Source organism: Arthrobacter sp. Z1-9 (genome assembly GCF_054792695.1).
On sequence record NZ_CP096456.1, the window covers coordinates 68,467 to 86,092 of the forward strand.

The 17,626-nt window shown below is 66.0% G+C and carries 20 protein-coding genes and 1 pseudogene; 6 read left to right on the forward strand and 15 right to left on the reverse strand.

All coding sequences use genetic code 11. The features are described from left to right. Both M1D93_RS00350 and M1D93_RS00355 read right to left on the reverse strand, forming a co-directional pair. The gene (locus M1D93_RS00350; RefSeq protein ID WP_461173229.1) at positions 1 to 1,221 is read right to left on the reverse strand and encodes a glycosyltransferase 87 family protein; all 1,221 of its coding nucleotides are present in this window, start codon (positions 1,219 to 1,221) and stop codon (positions 1 to 3) included. A 64-nt stretch (positions 1,222 to 1,285) separates the two neighbouring features. Beyond that, entirely contained in the window at positions 1,286 to 2,608 is a 1,323-nt protein-coding gene (locus M1D93_RS00355) for a glycosyltransferase family 87 protein (protein WP_461175080.1), read from the reverse strand. A gap of 334 nt (positions 2,609 to 2,942) precedes the next feature. On the opposite strand from M1D93_RS00355, the gene M1D93_RS00360 reads away from it, so the two are divergent. Then, positions 2,943 to 3,155 (forward strand): hypothetical protein, encoded by a 213-nt coding sequence (locus tag M1D93_RS00360; protein ID WP_256247588.1) that lies wholly within the window; start codon positions 2,943 to 2,945, stop codon positions 3,153 to 3,155. A 31-nt stretch (positions 3,156 to 3,186) separates the two neighbouring features. Here M1D93_RS00360 and M1D93_RS00365 read toward each other — a convergent pair whose 3' ends face one another. The 4 genes from M1D93_RS00365 to M1D93_RS00380 form a co-directional block, all read right to left on the reverse strand. Then, complete coding sequence (locus M1D93_RS00365; protein ID WP_461173230.1) at positions 3,187 to 3,435, reverse strand: DUF3072 domain-containing protein; 249 nt, start codon at positions 3,433 to 3,435, stop codon at positions 3,187 to 3,189. 51 nt (positions 3,436 to 3,486) lie between these two features. Beyond that, entirely contained in the window at positions 3,487 to 3,966 is a 480-nt protein-coding gene (locus M1D93_RS00370) for a hypothetical protein (protein WP_461173231.1), read from the reverse strand. Between the two features lie 143 nt (positions 3,967 to 4,109). Beyond that, positions 4,110 to 4,433 (reverse strand): Rossmann-fold NAD(P)-binding domain-containing protein, encoded by a 324-nt coding sequence (locus M1D93_RS00375; RefSeq protein WP_461173232.1) that lies wholly within the window; start codon positions 4,431 to 4,433, stop codon positions 4,110 to 4,112. A 147-nt stretch (positions 4,434 to 4,580) separates the two neighbouring features. Further along, positions 4,581 to 4,985 carry a VOC family protein gene (locus M1D93_RS00380; protein ID WP_461173233.1) on the reverse strand — a complete coding sequence of 135 codons (405 nt, stop codon included), beginning with the start codon at positions 4,983 to 4,985 and terminating at the stop codon, positions 4,581 to 4,583. Between the two features lie 282 nt (positions 4,986 to 5,267). On the opposite strand from M1D93_RS00380, the gene M1D93_RS00385 reads away from it, so the two are divergent. Then, on the forward strand, positions 5,268 to 5,444 hold the full coding sequence (locus tag M1D93_RS00385) for a flavin reductase family protein (RefSeq protein WP_461173234.1): 177 nt from the start codon (positions 5,268 to 5,270) through the stop codon (positions 5,442 to 5,444). A gap of 50 nt (positions 5,445 to 5,494) precedes the next feature. Then, on the forward strand, positions 5,495 to 6,961 hold the full coding sequence (locus M1D93_RS00390; protein WP_461173235.1) for an HNH endonuclease: 1,467 nt from the start codon (positions 5,495 to 5,497) through the stop codon (positions 6,959 to 6,961). Between the two features lie 144 nt (positions 6,962 to 7,105). On the opposite strand, the pseudogene M1D93_RS00395 reads toward M1D93_RS00390, so the two are convergent. Together M1D93_RS00395 and M1D93_RS00400 are read right to left on the reverse strand one after the other, a co-directional pair. Next, a pseudogene (locus tag M1D93_RS00395) lies at positions 7,106 to 7,207 on the reverse strand (IclR family transcriptional regulator); the annotation flags it as partial. A 124-nt stretch (positions 7,208 to 7,331) separates the two neighbouring features. Beyond that, the gene (locus M1D93_RS00400; RefSeq protein ID WP_461173236.1) at positions 7,332 to 7,703 is read right to left on the reverse strand and encodes a Rossmann-fold NAD(P)-binding domain-containing protein; all 372 of its coding nucleotides are present in this window, start codon (positions 7,701 to 7,703) and stop codon (positions 7,332 to 7,334) included. Between the two features lie 97 nt (positions 7,704 to 7,800). Here M1D93_RS00400 and M1D93_RS00405 point away from each other — a divergent pair, with 97 nt between their 5' ends. Next, on the forward strand, positions 7,801 to 8,466 hold the full coding sequence (locus M1D93_RS00405; protein ID WP_461173237.1) for a GntR family transcriptional regulator: 666 nt from the start codon (positions 7,801 to 7,803) through the stop codon (positions 8,464 to 8,466). Continuing rightward, complete coding sequence (locus M1D93_RS00410) at positions 8,463 to 9,638, forward strand: MFS transporter (protein WP_461173238.1); 1,176 nt, start codon at positions 8,463 to 8,465, stop codon at positions 9,636 to 9,638. The genes M1D93_RS00405 and M1D93_RS00410 overlap by 4 nt, the downstream gene beginning before the upstream one ends. Before the next feature lie 17 nt (positions 9,639 to 9,655). On the opposite strand, the gene M1D93_RS00415 is transcribed toward M1D93_RS00410, so the two are convergent. Genes M1D93_RS00415 through M1D93_RS00430 form a run of 4 tightly spaced genes read right to left on the reverse strand, consistent with a single transcriptional unit; the run spans position 9,656 to position 13,540 of the window. After that, entirely contained in the window at positions 9,656 to 10,228 is a 573-nt protein-coding gene (locus tag M1D93_RS00415; RefSeq protein WP_461173239.1) for an MOSC domain-containing protein, read from the reverse strand. 5 nt (positions 10,229 to 10,233) lie between these two features. Further along, the gene (locus tag M1D93_RS00420; protein ID WP_461173240.1) at positions 10,234 to 12,639 is read right to left on the reverse strand and encodes an ATP-binding cassette domain-containing protein; all 2,406 of its coding nucleotides are present in this window, start codon (positions 12,637 to 12,639) and stop codon (positions 10,234 to 10,236) included. A 35-nt stretch (positions 12,640 to 12,674) separates the two neighbouring features. Next, on the reverse strand, positions 12,675 to 13,094 hold the full coding sequence (locus M1D93_RS00425; protein ID WP_458780407.1) for a VOC family protein: 420 nt from the start codon (positions 13,092 to 13,094) through the stop codon (positions 12,675 to 12,677). Continuing rightward, entirely contained in the window at positions 13,091 to 13,540 is a 450-nt protein-coding gene (locus M1D93_RS00430; RefSeq protein ID WP_461173241.1) for a helix-turn-helix transcriptional regulator, read from the reverse strand. The genes M1D93_RS00425 and M1D93_RS00430 overlap by 4 nt, the downstream gene beginning before the upstream one ends. Positions 13,541 to 13,801: 261 nt before the next feature. On the opposite strand from M1D93_RS00430, the gene M1D93_RS00435 reads away from it, so the two are divergent. Beyond that, positions 13,802 to 14,245: a CBU_0592 family membrane protein gene (locus tag M1D93_RS00435; protein ID WP_461173242.1), complete on the forward strand. Its 444-nt coding sequence runs from the start codon at positions 13,802 to 13,804 to the stop codon at positions 14,243 to 14,245. A gap of 33 nt (positions 14,246 to 14,278) precedes the next feature. Here M1D93_RS00435 and M1D93_RS00440 read toward each other — a convergent pair whose 3' ends face one another. From M1D93_RS00440 to M1D93_RS00450, 3 genes are read right to left on the reverse strand one after another with little or no spacing between them, the layout of a single operon-like run. Beyond that, the gene (locus M1D93_RS00440; protein WP_461173243.1) at positions 14,279 to 15,268 is read right to left on the reverse strand and encodes a 3-hydroxyacyl-CoA dehydrogenase family protein; all 990 of its coding nucleotides are present in this window, start codon (positions 15,266 to 15,268) and stop codon (positions 14,279 to 14,281) included. Positions 15,269 to 15,270: 2 nt separating this feature from the next. Continuing rightward, complete coding sequence (locus M1D93_RS00445; protein ID WP_461173244.1) at positions 15,271 to 15,756, reverse strand: ribose-5-phosphate isomerase; 486 nt, start codon at positions 15,754 to 15,756, stop codon at positions 15,271 to 15,273. After that, positions 15,753 to 17,561, reverse strand: a complete 1,809-nt coding sequence (locus M1D93_RS00450; RefSeq protein WP_461173245.1) for a dihydroxyacetone kinase family protein — start codon at positions 17,559 to 17,561, stop codon at positions 15,753 to 15,755. The genes M1D93_RS00445 and M1D93_RS00450 overlap by 4 nt, the downstream gene beginning before the upstream one ends. Between the last annotated feature and the right edge of the window lie 65 nt (positions 17,562 to 17,626).

The following is a 17,626-nucleotide window of genomic DNA, read 5'->3' on the forward strand; positions in this document are numbered from 1 at the left end:
TCAGGCCCCGGCGGGCACGGTGGCGGGGGACTTCCTGCCCAGCTCGGCTGTCCGTTGCACGGACCACCAGAGCAGCACCACCAGGAGAACATTGCGGGTGGTCAGGATGGCGGCCATTACCGGATGGGCATGAATCAGCGGGGTGTAGAACAGCGGATAGATCACGAAGGTGGTCATGGCGATCCCCATCAGCAGGGCCGCCGGGACCTTCCATCTGTCCCAGTCGTGGGTGAGGCCCGCGATGATCACCGGCGCCAGCCAGATGATGAACTGCGGCGAACCCACCTTGTTGAACACAATGAACGCGGTGACCATCATGAGGGAACCCTCAAGGAACAGTTCCTCGCGTTCGGCGCCGCGGTTCATGGCACGGACCAACAGGATGGCCGCCCCGACCGCCGCGAGGATCAGGAGCGGCTGCATTAGGAACGCCGCAGTGCCGGCGCCCGGACCGTAGACCTCGGTGGAGTTGATGGCGGTGTTATCCGCCATCTTGGAGCCCGCGATGTTGAAGACGCTTAGCCATACCCACGGCGTGGAGAAGGTGGCTTCCAGCTGCATGCCGCGTTCGCCCTGGTTGGTGAGGAAGTCCATGATGTGCGGCAGCCCGCCGGACAGCCACGTTCCCAGCGCAACAACCGCCGTCACCACCACTCCGGAGAGGACCACCGGGATCCGTTTGTGGCTGGCGATCACGATGGGCGCCAGAACGGCGGCCGGCCATACTTTGATCCAGGTGGCAATGCTGAGCAGGATCCCGGCCACCACGGGCCGGCGGGCCGCGTACAGCAGCGCAATCAGCACGATGGGCGCGGTGATGCCCTCCACCCTCGCAAAGCTGAGGTAGCCCATAAAGACCGTGAAAAACAGCCACCACCAGGCCGGCGCGACGCCGCTCACCTTCCGCGGACCGCGGGTAAGGAAGGCAAGCCCGACGGCGTTGAGGGCCGTGATAATCAGGAACCACACGAGCAGGTACAGGTCCGGCCCGGCGGCGTTTGCGAGGAAGATGGGGATCTGCGCCAGCACCGGGTACACCCAGGGGCTGATCTTTCCGTCAAGGTTCTCCGGGTTGTAGCCGTCCGTGGCCCACTGGCGGTACTGCTCAGTGTCGCTGAAGGTATCGCCATGCAGGAAGAAGGACGCCATCCAGCCCAGGAAGTACAGATGGACGACGGCGAAGCCCCACCACACGCTGGACGGGCGGGCGAACCAGTCCACCGCTTTGCCGGGAAGGACCTTGGTGCGGGCGTTGACCAGGCGGTCGAAGAACTTCGTGGAAATCTCAAGACTCCTTCAGCGCGGGCGCGGCTGCAGGCGTCTTTTTGCCCAGCGAGTAGAGGCGCCGGACGCTCCACAGGAACAGGACCACCAGGAGGACGTTGCGGATGGTCAGCACCAGGGCCATCCACGGGTTGTTGTGGCTGAGGGCGTCGTAGAACAGGGGATAAATGAAGTACGTAGCCACGGCGATGACGATCAGCATGGCTGCCGGGACGCGCCATTCACGCCAGCTGTGAGCCAGCCCGACGGCGACTGCCGGGGCGAGCCACACCATGAACTGCGGGGAGCCCACCTTGTTGAAGACCACGAAGGCGGTGGCCAGGGTCAGGGCGCCGGCCAGGAGCAGTTCGGTGCGGTCCGCCCCGCCGCCGAGTTTTCCGTTGTGCTGGTTGCCGTTGTGCAGGGCCCAGAACGTCAAGCCGGCCACCAGCAGGGCGGCCAGGATCAGGAGGGGCTGCATCAGCACGGACATGGCTGCGGTACCGGGGCCGTCCACCTGCATGGAGTTGATGTCCGTGTTCATGTACATGCGGGAATCGCCGATGTTCAGGACGGACAGCCAGAGCCAGGGCGTGGTGAAAGTGGCTTCGAGCTGCATGCCGCGGTCGCCCTGCTGGGTGAGGAAGTTCAGGAGTTTCGGAAGGCTGCCCACCGCGGCGGCCAGGGCAACAACAGCTGCCGACGTCGCGATTCCGGCAAACACCACCAGGAGCCGGTTCTTCACGACGGCGAACAGGGCCAGCATGACGGCGGCCGGCCAGACCTTCACCCAGGTGCCGATTGCCAGCAGGACGGAGGCGATGAACGGCCGGCCCACGCCGTAGGCCAGGGCCACCAGGACGAGCGGTGCGGTAAGGCCGTCGACGCGGGCGAAACCGAGCCAGCCCATGAGGAAGGTGAAGACCAGCCACCACCAGCCGGCGGGGACTGCCTGCCGGTTCCGGCCCCGGCTGGTGAGCTTCAGCAGGGCCCAGCCGTTGAGCACCGTGGTCATCAGGACCCACAGGAAAAAGAACGGCGCCGGACCGGCAACACCTGCGATGGCCATGGGGATCAGCGCGAGGATGGGGTAGACCCAAGGGCTGGGGCCGCCGGTGAGGTTGGCTTCGTCGAATCCGGCCATGGCCCAGTCACGGTAGATGAAGGTGTCGCTGAAGGCCTCGCCGCGCAGCGAGAGCGAGGCGGCGAAGACGAGGAAGACAAGGTGCACCACAATAAAGCCGCCCAGCAGGCCGCGGCCGGTGTTCAGCCGATCCCGCGCCCGTGCCGGGAGGAGGACGTTGCGGATCCGGGTGAGATTGCCGAAGAAAGCGTCGGTGGAAATGGCGGAATCCTTGTCAGGTCGTTGCACAGCCAGGTCGTTGCGCGATGGTGCACGGGTGATGCCGGGAGGCTTCTCCGGGGCATTGGAGGCGTTCAAAAACAGCCTTCACTCCCCATCAACTCTAAGTGACCATGCCTCGGGGCCCGTAATTGCCGCGCTTGCCCGGCGGAGTACGCGCCGCTGACCTGCGGTTCTAAATTACTTGATTTTTCAAGTTGCTGGCGGGGCGATGCTAGGGCATCATGTACTGGGCAGTAAGATGCCCCGCCGCGTTGGTAGCTTGGGGGAGCGGACCGATGTTTTGTCCCACCCCTAAAACACTAAGGCTAGACCCATGACCGCTCACAACTTCCCACTGACCCTGACCGTCGCAGACCGCGAGAGCATGGACAGCCAGCTCGACGCCGCCGTCACGGCCGCCAAGGCCCACGCGCTCGCCGAAAAGCGCCACGGCATCCTGGTGACACGGCACGGCGTGGACAAGTTCACGGTTGCCCTCAGCGAGGCTGTCCCCTTTGGCCTGACCCGCGAGCACCAGGCCTGGTAGCCACTCTCCCTGTTAGGCGGGTCCGGCGCTGCTAGCTGCCGGGCCCGTCTCCAGATACCCGTCCGCTGCGTTGTTGCAGCCGGTCGATGTGCTTGGACGCTTCTGCTTTGCTGAGGTCCGCCGGGAGTTCCTCGCCTGCTTCGCGGGCCAGCGTATCCAGGTAGCTTCGCTGCGCTGCCGTCATCGGCTCGTCGCCGGTTACCCAGTCTTCCGGGTCCCGGTTCAGGCCTGCATCCGGTTCAGGGGTGGGGCTGCCGATGGTTTCCTTGTTATCACTCATGCCTAAAAGTGTAGGCGCCGCGTACCCGCACGCCCCGGCAAGCTCCGGAGGTTACCTGTACCACCCCACGGATCGGTCGTAACTGGACACCAGCGCTCCCGTGCCCGGTACACCTTCCCCGCCGGCAGGGAAATAGATGGCCCCGAACTCGGCGCCCTGGGCTTCGATCCGCTCCCGTGCCCAGATTTTGGCGTCCTCGATGTCCCTCTCCGGGATGCTTTCCCGTGTCCTGGTGCCTGCGCTGAGATGGATGTCCAGTTGATACTCCCCCTCCTGGGAAGCATCTGCCTGGTGTGCCGGGTCCAGTTCATTGCGCCTGCTGACCATCACCTCGGCCGCGGCGTGGAGAATAGACGGCCCCTTCGGAATGCTTCCACGCTGCTGCTGTTCGATCCGGAGGCCTGAGACGACGTCCTCCACCGTGTCCTCTTCGCGGACCACGTAGGCAGCTTCGCCTACGTCTGATTCTGATCCCCCGAGGCTTTTCAGGTTCTGCATAAATTGCTCTGAGCCGGACTGTGTGGAGTTCATGCACCCTCCCTGAGGGCTATTCGCGGCGAGTGCCGACCCCACCCACACTAGACCCATTCGGGCGCGTCGAACCGGTGCTCCGGGGAATGATTTGGACGGCCGCAACGCCGGGCGGAAAAGAGGCTGAATCACTGGGAAGAGCGCTAGGCCAGGTGCTCGCCGGTGACGAGTGCGAGGTGCTTTAGAAGCCCGTTCTGGAACCGCTCGTCATGGACGGCCGGTTGTGCTTTTTGCCGGTGCTGGTGGTACCAATAGCCACCGCTGGTGAGCGCCTCCGGGTCGTCGCTGGTGGCGAGCCACTCCTGCGTGAGGTGCCCGAGGCGGAGGTCGTCCGGGGCGCCGCGCCCGCCCATCCTGGTGGGCACCCAGCCGGGGTCGACGGCGTTGCTGAGGACGTCGGGCCACAGCCGGGCGACGGCGGCGGCCAGGGCTGTGACGTAGAGCTTGCTGTGCCGCGCCGCGGTCAAGCAGGTCCTGCACGGCGTCCAGGCGGCCCGCGTTACGGACATGCACGATGACCTGGTGGCCGTCATCCAGGAGGGACTGCGCTGTGGCCCGTCCCAGCCCGTCGGCCGAGCCCGTGATGAAGATGCGCGCCATTTTTCTTACCGGTGTCACGCGGGCTGCCCGTCACGATGTGATGCCCGGACATCGGCGGATATGGCGCCCTGGAGAACCCAGCGGTTGCCGTCAGGGTCGGCGAAGTAGGCAAACTGCACACCGCCCAGGTCCTGGACGTCACTGATGTCGGCGCCCCGGCCGACGAGTTCGGCGCGCGTGGCGCCCAGGTCCGGTACTACAAGCTGCAGCCCCTCGATGCTGCCTGGCGCCATGCTGGTCATTCCCGTGCCGATGACGATGGAAGCAGCCGAACCGGGCGGCGTCAGCTGGACCACCCGCATTCCGGGGATGTGCTCCACATCGTGGTCGAGGACGAAGCCCAGCTTCTCCGTGTAGAAGGTTTTGGACCTGTCCACATCCGCTACAGGTACCTGTACAACTTCAAGGCGCATCTCCATCCGCCCACATTACCTTTCCGTTACTCCATGCTTCGGGCTGTGACCTCGCGTTGCCTACGGCGTCACGTCCTGGGCCACTTTGCCTCCGGGCTGACCGTCATCACCGCGGCCACGGACAACGGCCCCACGGGCTTCACGTGCCAGCTTTCTCTTCCCTCTCGCTGGACCCGGCCCTGGTCACCTTCAGTCCGGCACGCAGCTCCAGCTTCTGGGCCCAGTGCGCGACGCGGGCCGTTTAACCGTGAACATCCTGCCTGCCGAACACCAGCATCTGGCCGCCCAGTGTTCGCCCGGTCGGGTACCGACAAGTTCGCCGGCGTGGACTGCTCGGCGTCACCCCTGGGCAACCCGGTGCTGGACCAGGCCGCTCGCCTGGGTGGACTGGAGCTGCATAAAGAGTACGACGGCGGCGACCACACCATCGTGGGGCAGAAATGTCAGACCCTACTCCTAGCCTGAAAGTGTCCCAAAGGTAAGGGGCCGCCATCGTTCCGCGAAGGAGGTGCAGCATGGAGGTTCAGCCGTTCGTCACTGACGAGGAGGCCTGGGTTCCGGCTGTCGAGTTCACAGACCGGGAGGATTCGCTCCTGGCCGGGACGGTGAGCTTTCCGGTTCCTGCCTTCCTGACGGCCGACGGTGCGATCCGCATGGTCCAATCGGCGGACAGGCTGATCGACTGGGGTACTGCCATGAAGCAGGGCGCACTTGCCCGGGTCGAGGAAGCGGTTGCGGAAGAAGCTCCTGTGCGGCAGGAGAGCCAGCCGGTACGGTTTGGCGGGGACGAGGCCCATGCGCTTGCTGTCACCGAAGTGTCCACTGCCTGTGCCCTCTCGGAAGGCACGGCTGCACGCTTGCTCAATGATGCGGCGGAGCTGACGACGTCCCTGTGGGAGGTCCTTGAGGCCGTGGAGGCCGGCGACATTTCGGACGTGCATGCCCGGATCATTGTCGAACAAGCCCGCTCCCTCCCTGCCGGGCAGGCTGAAAGGTTTGCATCGATTGCGCTGCGCCGAACGCGGACCCGGCACGGCCGCAGGCGCACACCCGCTGAATTACGTGCCTGTCTGCGGCGGCTGCGTGAACAGCTTCACCCCGAAAGCCTCACCGCCCGCAAGGAGGCGGCCCAGAGTGAGCGCGGCGTGTGGTTCAGGGCCGAGCCGGACGGGATGTGCACGCTCTCGGCTTTCCTGACCGCGGAGGTCGGTCTGGCAATCTATAGCGGACTCGATCGTGATGCACGGCTGGCCAGCGCGCGGGCCGCGGAGCTGAGGGAAATTCCGGGGCACAGCGCTGCTTCTGAACCCGGCCCTGCACTTGGACCCGGCACTGCTGCGGACTCGCCTACGCTGTCGCAGTTTCGAGCCGAGGCGCTGGCCTACCGCTTCTTGGGTGGCGCTGACGGGGTGGAATCCGGGGTGTTCCGCCCTGAGATTGTCGTGACTATTCCGGTCGGGCAGGTTATGGGCGGCAAGCCGGGTTCCGGCGGCGGTGCCGTATCCGCTGAAGCTGAGCTTGGAACGGCTGAACTCGAAGGTTATGGCCCTCTTGATGCTGCAACGGCCCGGCGTTTAGCGGCCCTGGCGCCTACATGGCACCTGCTCTTCACGGACAGTACCACCGGGCAGGCATTGGGCGTGGGGCGCCGGGCATATCGTCCGCCGAAGGCGCTGCGCCGGTATCTGCAGTGCCGCGACGGGACCTGCCGGTTTCCGGGATGCACCCGCCGGGCCAGTGTCTGCGAGCCCGACCATACCATTGAGTGGCAGGACGGCGGGACTACTGACCCCGGCAACCTGGCAATGCTCTGCGGCAGGCACCACGCGCTGAAGTCCATCGGTGCGTGGAGCTACAGACACTCTTCCCCTTCCGGGGACCTTGAGTGGCGCTCACCGCTGGGGCGGCAATACAGCACCGAAGCCACGGACCTCGGAAAAGTCCTGTATCCGCTCCAACAGCCAGAGCCACCGCCGTTTTAGGCAGACGGCAGGCAGGCCTCGGGTTTGCACCGCTCCCGTTCAGGACGGCTCTAGTTGGGGGTCCTTGTTTAGCCGAAAATGTCCTGGCGGAGGATTTGCTGCGTCGTTGGGAACGCCGCCGAGGACGGTGGGCTGGTAAAAGCTTTAGTAGACGGAGCCCTCGAGTAGCTCGGAGAGCCTGCTTGCCGCACGCCGGAGTTCCGGGACGCCTGCCTTGAGCGTGGCTTCGCTGGCCGACGGCTCGGGCCCGGGCGCGGCACATTCGGGACCATAACCAGTGGGGGACGCCTTCATCACCATCAAACCGCTGAACATCATGGGCGGACCGGATCACCCGCGAACGCCACCGCGCTGGCGAGCCACTCCTGGGTCAGGTGGCCAAGCCGCAGGTCGTCAGGTGCCCCCGCTCCGCCCATGCGGGTGGGCACCCAGCGGGATCGACGGCGTTGCCGAGATCGGCGTGTCCGCCGCGGTGCATCCCGCTGCTGGGGTAGACCAGCCGCTGCGGGCGTTCGATGAGCGCGGTGAGGAGATACGGGGCCACAACATTATTACGGAAGATGTCTGGGCTGTGCAGGACTCCCGCGTTGTGGATGACGGTGTCCATGCGGCCGATCGCGTTGACGTGCCGGGCGACGTCGCGCGTCTGTTCCAGGTCCGCCAGATCGCCCACCACCGCTGCGGCGCCGCCGTCCACCAGATCCTGGACGGCATCCAGCCGGGCAGAGCTCCGTGCATGCACAACAACATGGTGCCAACACACATCCCTACACCTGATCGGTCGGATCGATCATGGTTGTATACATCTATACAAGTATGATTAATGCCGGAGGTCAAACATGACTGATTTACCGGCACGGAACACCGGCGCACATTTTGTTTACGAGGAACTCAAGCGGCAGATCCTCAGCCTTGAACTGAAGCCGGGGGAGCGGATTTTTGAGCCTGCAATGGCTTCATCCTTGAGAGTGAGCCGTACGCCGCTGCGTGAGGCCATCAGGCGGCTCATCTCAGAGAACCTCTTGGAGCAGCAGCCCACCGGGGGTGTCCTGGTGCCCAGGCTGGACGAGGCAGTCATTTCAGAGTTGTACGAGATCCGGGCGGCCATGGAGTCGCTGATGGCACGGAACGCCTGCATTAAGGCCACGCCTTCTGACATCGAAGCGCTCCGAGGCATCCTTGCACGTAACGCTGCAGTGGTGGAGTTCGCCGATGACGCCATGCGGCAGGGCATGGCGCTTCACAGCAGGCTCGCGGAGATTGCCGGAAATTCCTGGGCCCGCCGTTTCCATGACCAAGTTTCGAACCACATGGAGCGGTACCGGCACTTCACCAACAGCACCCAGGAACGGCGTGACCAAGCCCTGGCCCAGCACCGGGCATTGGTGGATGCCGTGGCCGCCGGCGATCCAGGCAACGCTGCGAAGATAGCTTTCGAGCACGTCATGGGCGCCCGGGATGCCGCGGTGCGTGCCATCTCGGGCAGCGGCCTGGGCATGTCATGATCGGCGAACTTGGACGCCGCACAACAACTTCCCTCCTGGTCCATTCCGCGCTGATCCAGGCCGTGACCTTCCTGGTCCGGCCCGCGGCCACCTACCGTGCGCTTGAACTGGATGTTCCCGGGTTTGCCCTGGGCCTTCTGGCAGCCAGCTATGCTGTTTTTCCTTTGCTGCTCGCGGTCCCGACGGGCGGCCTGGTGGACCGCCTGGGTGAGCGCCGCCTGATGGCCATCGGGTCTGCCGTCGTTCTTGCCTGTTCTGCTTTCCTGCTGCTGTGGGGCTCGTCAATCGTCACCTTGGTGATCGGAACCGCGCTGCTGGGTGCCGGACAACTCGCATGCGTTGTTGGGCAGCAGGCCGTGGTGGCCAACAACGCTGCTCCAGCCCGCATGGACGCAGCCTTCGGTTACCTGACTTTCGCCGCCTCCCTGGGCCAGGCCCTCGGACCCCTGGCGATCTCTCTCGTGGGTGGTGCCTCCATTCGCCCCGACACGCAGGCGATCTTCTTCCTGTCGACGTGCATGAGCCTGGCACTCTTCGTGACCACGTTTGGTGCGGCAGCACATGTCAGCGGAGCGAAAAGGAAGGCAATTGCAGTTGACGGCAACACCGGCAATGCACTCTCACTGCTCAGGACCCCTGGCGTCGCCCGCGCATTGGCCACCAGCGCCACCGTGCTTGCCGTGGTGGACCTCACCATGGTGTACCTCCCGGCGCTCGGATCTGAACGCGGGCTCACTGCGGCAACAGTGGGGGCCATGCTGACTGTCCGTGCAGTGTTTTCCATGGTTTCGCGGATCCTGCTGGGGCGGGTGTCCCGCAAGATGGGCCGCATGAGGCTCCTGGTGCTGAGCCTCGCACTGTCCACTGTCGCCTTGGCCGTGGCGGCGGTTCCCATGCCGGCCTGGCTGTTGTTTGTTGTGATGGCCGTTCTCGGGCTGGGGCTTGGCATCGGCCAGCCGCTGACCATGTCCTGGCTTTCGGCGCAGGCCCCCGCCGGGCAGCGCGGACGGGCGTTGGCCCTTAGGCTCGCCGGGAACCGGGTGGGCCAGGTGGTCCTGCCGAGTGCCATCGGCGTGGTTGCGGCAGGACTTGGTGCAGGCGGTGTTTTCCTTGCTTCAGCCGTGGTGGTGGGCGGGACGCTGCTGCTGCTCCGCGGCGTGAAGTTGGACTAGGACGGCAGTTGGACTAGCTACGGCAGCCGGCCGGGCCTCAGCAGCGAAGGCACCCCGGCCTGCCCAGGATCCAGCGGAACAGGGCTGACCAGCACCGCCGGGCCGCGGTGCAGGAGGCCGCTGGAAAGTGCCCGGCAGCGGATACCGCCCCGGCCCCGCATGGCTGCATGCCCGCCCGGCGCGAGCACCTCGTTCATCCAGGAGCAGGGGTGGGCCGGGCGGCCGCCATGGAACTGGACGATGGAAGTGCCCGATTCGAGCGCGAAGTCGTGGCCCAGCAGGGGAGCCAGGTGCGCTCCCCGGAGGATCACGTTCCGCCGGGTTGCCAGCGGATTAAATGGCCCGGCGCCAAGTTCCGCGGCCATGGCTTCGAGGGCCTCGACAGCGAACAGTGTCACCGCAGCGTCCATGTGTGCAGCTTTGCCGAAAAAGCGGTCACCCACAATGCCCTTGCCGGCCACCACCTCCGCGGACCCGGCGTCCAACGTTGGCACGTCCGCTGCGCCGTCCTTCGCACGGCCGAAATAGGCGTGCGCCGGCGAGACCAGCAGGTGCAGGATCTCGACGCCGTACCTATAGGTCTCCGCCATGCCGCCTATCCACCAACGTAGGCCGCAAGGTGCTTGCCGGTGAGGGTGGCGGCGCCAGCCACGAGGTCAGCCGGGGTGCCCTCAAAAACGATCCGACCGCCGTCGTGCCCTGCTCCCGGCCCGAGGTCGATGATCCAGTCGGCGTGCGCCATCACAGCCTGGTGGTGCTCGATAACAATCACGGACTTGCCCGATTCAACCAGCCGGTCCAGCAGGCCCAGCAGGTTCTCCACATCCGCCAGGTGCAGGCCGGTGGTGGGTTCATCCAGGACATAGACGTCGCCCTTCTCGGCCATCTGGGTGGCGAGCTTGAGGCGCTGGCGCTCGCCGCCGGAGAGCGTGGTAAGCGGCTGGCCGAGGCTGAGGTAGCCCAGGCCCACATCTTCGAGCCGCGCAAGGACTGTCCGCGCTGCCGGCGTCCTGGCCTCGCCCTCGGCGAAGAATGCAGCCGCCTCCGTCACGGACATCGCCAGCACGTCCGCGATGTTCTGGCCTCCCAGCGTGTACTCCAGCACTGAAGCCTGGAAACGGCGGCCCTCGCAGTCCTCGCACGGGGACTCCACCGTGGCCATCACGCCCAGCTCGGTGAAGATGACACCGGCGCCGTTGCAGGTGGGGCAGGCACCCTCGGAGTTGGAGCTGAACAGCGCCGGCTTCACGCCGTTGGCCTTCGCGAACGCCTTGCGGATCGGCTCCAGCAGGCCCGTGTAGGTGGCCGGGTTGCTGCGCCGCGAACCGCGGATGGCACCCTGGTCGATCACCACCACACCGTCACGCTTTGCGACGGAACCGTGGATGAGGGAGCTCTTGCCCGAGCCGGCCACCCCGGTGACCACCGTGAGGACGCCCAGGGGGATATCGACGTCGACACCCTGGAGGTTGTGCGTGGACGCGCCACGGACTTCCATCGCGCCTGAGGCCTTCCGGACTGCGTCCTTCAGGGACGCGCGGTCTTCGAGGTGCCGCCCGGTGATCGTATCGCTGCTGCGCAGGCCCTCGACGGTGCCCTCGAAGCAGACCGTTCCGCCTTTGGTGCCGGCCCCCGGACCAAGATCGACGACGTGGTCGGCGATGGCAATCGTCTCAGGCTTGTGCTCCACCACGAGCACGGTGTTGCCCTTGTCCCGCAGCTGGAGCAGCAACTGGTTCATCCGCTCGATATCGTGCGGGTGGAGCCCGATGGTGGGTTCGTCGAAGACGTACGTGACGTCGGTGAGTGAGGACCCGAGGTGCCGGATCATCTTGGTGCGTTGGGCCTCGCCGCCGGACAGGGTGCCGGCCGGCCGGTCGAGGCTGAGGTAGCCCAGCCCAATGTCGGAGAAGGAATCGAGCAGGTGCTGGAGGCCCTTGAGCAGGGGAGCCACCGAGGGGTCCTTGAGGTCGCGCACCCACCCGGCGAGGTCGCTGATCTGCATCTGGCACAGCTCTGCGATGTTCTTGCCGTTGATCTTCGAGGACAGGGCCTGCCTGGTCAGCCGGGTCCCTTCGCAGTCCGGGCAGGTCTGGAATGTGACGGCCCGCTCCACGAACCGGCGCACATGCGGCTGCATCGCCTCCGGGTCCTTGGACAGCATCGACTTTTGGATCTTGGGGATGATCCCTTCAAAGGTCAGGTTGACGCCCTCCACCTTGATTTTGGTGGGCTCCGCGTACAGCATCGTGTCCAGCTGCTTTTTGGTGAATTTGGCGATCGGCTTGTCCATGGGCAGGCCCATGCCTTCGAACAGCCGCCCGTACCAGCCGTCCATGGAGTAGCCCGGCACAATCAGCGCCCCCTCATTAAGGGACTTGTCGTCGTCGTACAGCGCTGTGCGGTCAATATCGCTCACCGCACCCATTCCCTCGCACCGGGGGCACATGCCGCCAAGGTAGACGGCCTGCTGCACCACGGCCTTCTCCACCCGGCCGTCACTCTTCTCCGTTGACATCACGCCGCTGGCCTTGCGGGTGGGCACGTTGAAGGAGTACGCCGTGGGCGGGCCGACGTACGGGGTGCCGAGCCGGCTGAAGAGGATGCGCAGCATGGCGTTCGCGTCGGTGGCGGTGCCCACGGTGGAGCGGGGGTTGGCGCCCATCCGCTCCTGGTCCACGATGATCGCGGTGGTCAGACCCTCCAGGAAGTCCACCTCGGGGCGGGCCAGCGAGGGCATAAAGCCCTGGACGAACGCGCTGTAGGTCTCGTTGATCATCCGCTGCGACTCTGCAGCGATGGTGGCGAACACCAGGGAGCTCTTGCCGGAGCCGGACACACCCGTGAAGACTGTCAGCCGGCGCTTGGGCAGCTCAACGCTGACGTCCTTGAGGTTGTTTTCCCGCGCGCCCTGCACCCGGATGAGGTCGTGGGTGTCGGCAACGTGCAGCCCGTTGGTCCGGGGATCGGTGTTCGTGTCGGTACTGGTGTCCGTGCTCATCGGGTCTCCATCTGTTGGGTTCCAATCCAACCAGCTCAGGGCTGCTGGTTGATCCGGACGGTGTTGCCTGCGGGGTCGCGGAAGGCGCAGTCGCGGATGCCGTAGGGCTGGTCGACAGGTTCCTGGACGACGTCGGCCCCGGTCGCCTCCACCCGGGCGAACGCGGCGTCCACGTCCGGGGCGGACAGGATGACGGTGGCGTAGGTGCCCTTGGCCATCATTTCCGCGATGGTGCGGCGTTCATCGTCGGTGATTCCAGGGTCCACCGCCGGCGGGTGCAGGACGATGGAAACGTCGGGCTGGCCGGCCGGGCCCACAGTGATCCAGCGCATGGTGCCGCGGCCTACGTCGTTGCGGACCTCGAAGCCCAGGGCGTCGCGGTAGAACGCCAAAGAGGCATCGGGATCGGTGTGCGGAAGGAAACTTGAGCTGATGGTGATGTCCATGGCAGTCATGCTAGTTGCGGCTCCGGTGCTTGCGCTTCTCGATTCCTGACCGGTCTGGTGACCTGTTTTGCCACGCACGCCGGGATGCCGGCCGTCGATACCGCTGCTTCCTGTTTGTAGACGCTTGGGGGCATCCCCACCAGCTCGGTGAAGCGCGTGCTGAAGGTGCCCAGGGAGGAGCAGCCGACGGCGAAGCACACCTCCGTGACGGAAAGGTCGCCGCGGCGCAGCAGCGCCATGGCCCGTTCGATGCGGCGGGTCATGAGGTAGCTGTAAGGCGATTCCTGGTAGGCGAGCTTGAACCTGCGGCTAAGGTGGCCGGCCGACATGTGCACGCCGCGGGCCAGGGATTCGACGTCCAGCGGCTCTGCATACTCCCGGTCGATGCGGTCCTTGACCCGGCGAAGGTCCCGGAGCTCACGCAGGCGTGCATCGGAGAGGGGGCTGGTGGTCACCTTTCAGATGGTGCTACTCCGCAGGGGAGTTGTCCATAGCGGCAGCCTGTGCGCCGGGCGGAAGAGCAGCTCCTGGGCAGAGTACGATTATCCCGCCGACCAACACATAAGGTGCCCGCCCCGCACGGGCTTGAGTAGGCGCTGTGTCCGGCTATGCCTGATTTTTCCAAGCAAAGGTGTCCGGCGAAAAGACATCTCCAAACCCACAACGAACGCCCTCGCCCAGCCTCTGGGCGCCGGGCACCACTTTGAAAGGACACCATGGAACTGCTGTGGGAAATCGCCGGCTGGGCCGGCGCGGTTGCGATCCTCAGTGCCTACCTTGCCGTTTCCATGGGCTGGTTGAGGGCCGGCAAAGGCTTCCAGACCGCAAACCTGTTCGGCGCCGTCGCCTTCATCATCAACGGCACAGTCCACGGTGCCTGGCCTTCGGTGGTGACCAACGTGGCCTGGTTCCTCATTTCCGCCATCGCGCTGATCCGGATGCGTTCGACCGACCAGCCGACGGCGGCGCCTGTTGAAGCGCCGCCGGTTCAGTTCCCGGGGGTCCCCGACACCACCGGCCAGATCGCGGTTGTTGAGGCCGTGACTGCGGCCGTCCACGGCGACGTCCCGGCACGCGCGGCTGCCTGCCACGCCAGCCTGGGCCATGAAGGCTCCCTGCATTCGGTGCCCATGGCAGCCGGGGTGCACGACGGGCGCTGACCGGCCTTCCTGCCGCCGGCACTGCCGTGAGCTTTATTGCCCGATGGGTGCCGGCCCAAGGTCGTCGAGCAGTTTCCGCATCGCCACATACGCCTTGTTCCGGTAGGCGATCAGCTCGGGAATCCGCTCGGCCGGGACGTTGAGGAAGCCCGCGCCGGTCTTGGTGCCAAGCTTTCCGGCGTCCACCAGGTCACTGAGGATTTTCGGGGTGGCAAACCGCTCCGGGAAATCCTTTTGCAGGGACTTGTAGCAGAAGTTGTACACGTCCAGCCCGGCCATGTCAGCGATGGCGAACGGGCCGAAGAACGGCAGCCGGAACCCGAAGGTGGTGCGGACCAGGGTGTCCACGTCGTCCGCCGTCGCGATGCCCTGCTCCACCAGCTGCGCTGCCTCATGGAAGAGCGCGTACTGCAGGCGGTTGAGGACAAAGCCGGTGGCGTCCTTGACCACGGCGGTCTGTTTGCCGGCGGCATGGACCAGTTCGCGGACCGCCCCGATAGTGGAGGCGGAAGTCCCGGCATGCGGGATGATCTCCACTCCCGGAATGAAGGGCGACGGGTTGGAAAAGTGCACGCCGAGGAACCGTTCCGGGTTGGCGACCGGGCCGGACAGTTCGGCGATGGAGATGGTGGAGGTGTTGGAGCCGATGATGGCGTCAGGCCGGGCGGCGGCACTGATACGGGCCAGCGTCTGGTGCTTGATGGCGATGACTTCGGGGACCGCTTCCTCGATGAACTCCGCGTCCGCGACGGCTTCCTCGATGTCCTTGGCGGCCCAAAGGTTCTGTTTCAGAATTTCGGTGGCTCCTGCCGGAAACAGGCCGTCGGCCACGAACTGGTCAGACTCCACCAGGAGGCGGTCGTAATTGCTCCTGGCCACCTCTGCGGACACGTCGGAGAGGGCCACGTGGGCTCCGCCCAGCGCCAGGACCTGGGCGATCCCGCCGCCCATGTAGCCGGAGCCGACGATGGCGATTTTCCGGGCGCTGCCGGCGGAGGCCGGGTTGGATGCTGTTTCGGTCATGATCAGACTGCCTTCGTTGATTCGGGCTCGTAGGAGCAGATGGCGTCCACCTTGGCGGCGGAGGCTGAGTTTTCGTCGAAGCGGTAGTCGAGCCATTCGCTGACCAGCTTCTTGGCCAGTTCCAGGCCGATTACGCGCTGGCCCATGGTGAGTACTTGCGCGTTGTTGCTCAGCACGGACCGTTCAACGGAGTAGCCGTCGTGGGCGGTGACGGCGCGGATCCCCGGAACCTTGTTGGCCGCTATGGCCACGCCCAGCCCGGTGCCGCAAATCAGCAGGGCACGGTCAGCCCCGCCGTCGGCCACTTTGCGTGCGGCGTCGACGGCGACGTGCGGGTAGGCGGTGGTGTCGCCGGCACCGACACCTACGTCCAGCACGGACGCGACGCGGCTGTCCGCTTCGAGCAGGGCCTTCAACGCTTCCTTGTATTCGACGCCCGCTTCGTCGTTGCCAATGACGATGCGCCATCCTGGTGCTGCGCCGTTCATGCCTGCCCTCCCTGTCCGGCGGCCGAAGCGGCAAGCCGGGAATCGGTCAGCCGGGTTTCGACCAGCCGGGAATCGGGCAGGGGCTGCTCCAGAAAATCGAGGTAGTCAGAAACCCGTGTAGCGATCAGGGCAAAGGAAACCGCTCCGGGGTCCGGGTGGCCCAGGCTTTTCTCGGCCAGCGGCCGGGCCCTCCCCTTCAGCGGGCGCAGGGATGCTGTGGCATCGGCTGCCTGCCGGGCGGCGGTGACCGCGGCGGCAAGCGCCCCGGTCAAGGGTGCCCCGGCGTCGAGCGCGGCCAGGAAGGCGTCCCGGAAGGGAAGCAACGCGTCCACCATGGTCTTATCGCCCGGTTCCGCTTTGCCCAGGGTGGTGACGGCGTCCGCGAATGCGGTCACGGCGGCCGCCGCGTCCCCGCAGCGGTACGCGTCCTTGGTACCGAGGCTCCGTCCGGCGGCCGCCAGGGCGGATCCCCACAACGCCCCGGACGTTCCTCCCGCACGTTCGCTCCAGGCTTCCCCGGCCGCGGTGAGCACCCGCTGCACGGATGCCCCGCCAGCCGAGGCATCCCGGGCTGCTGCCGCCGCAGCGTCCACGCCCCGGCGCATGCCGATGCCGTGGTCGCCGTCGCCGGCGATCGCGTCCAGCCTGCCCAGCTCCGTCTCATGCTCGACGACGGTGTCCTGCATCCGGGCGAGCACCGCGGCCGCAAGCCGGCCCAGGTCAGCCGCTGCCGCCGTCGTGTCTTCCACGTCAGCAGCAACGTCCTCTTGAACAGCTATGTCGCGCCGTGCCCGGCGTTCCCGCCCGGCCATGTTGCCCTTGCGGAATCCGGGGGTATCGGCCGGGGCAGACCAGTAGCGCTCCAGTTCCTCATCCAGCCACAGCAGCGTCAGGGACAGGCCGGACATGTCCAGGCTGGTGACCAGTTCGCCGCACTCCGGCTCCACGATGGTCAGGCCTGCAGCGGTGAGGAGCTTCTCCACCTTGCCGAACAGCAGGAACAGTTCCTCATACTTGACCCTGCCCAGTCCGTTGAGGATGGCCACCACACGGTTTCCGGCAACATCGGGTTTGTCCTGGAGCAGCCGGGAGACGAGCAGTTCCGCAAGTTCGGAAGCCGTGGGCAGGGGGTGTTCGGAAATCCCGGGTTCCCCATGGATGCCCAGGCCCAGCGACATCTGGCCGGCCGGAACGTGAAACAGCGGTTCGGCAGCGCCCGGCAGGGTGCAGCCGTCAAAGGCAACACCGAGGGACCGCGTGCGGTAGTTCGCGCGGACGGCGAGCCGTTCGACGGCGTCCAGGTCCAGTCCCGCTTCGGCGGCGGCGCCTGCGATCTTGAAGACCGTGAGGTCGCCGGCAATACCGCGGCGTTTATCGATCTGGTCCAGCGGGGCGCTGGCGATATCATCGGCGACAAGGACGGTGCGGGTTTCGATGCCCTCGGCGTTCAGCCTCTGCTGCGCTTCGCCGAAGTGGATCACGTCGCCGGCGTAGTTGCCGTAGCTGAACAGCACGCCTCCGCCGGCGTTGGCCGCCTTCGCCACCCGGTAGGCCTGCCCTGCAGACGGCGACGTAAAGATGTTGCCGCAGACGGCGCCTGTTGCCAGGCCGGGCCCCACCAGGCCGGCGAAGGCCGGGTAGTGCCCGGAACCGCCGCCCACCACCACGGCCACCTGGCCGGCAGGCACTTCGGTTGAACGGACCACGCCGCCGTCCACCCGGGCAACATAACCCCGGTTGGCCGCCACCAGGCCGTCCAGTGCCTCCTCCGCAAAGTCTGCGGGGTCGTCGAAGATCTGGGTCATGGTTGCCTCATTGAATCCTTGGTTGGGAAGGCCGTGCTTGCGGCCTTTGAGCAGTTACACGGATT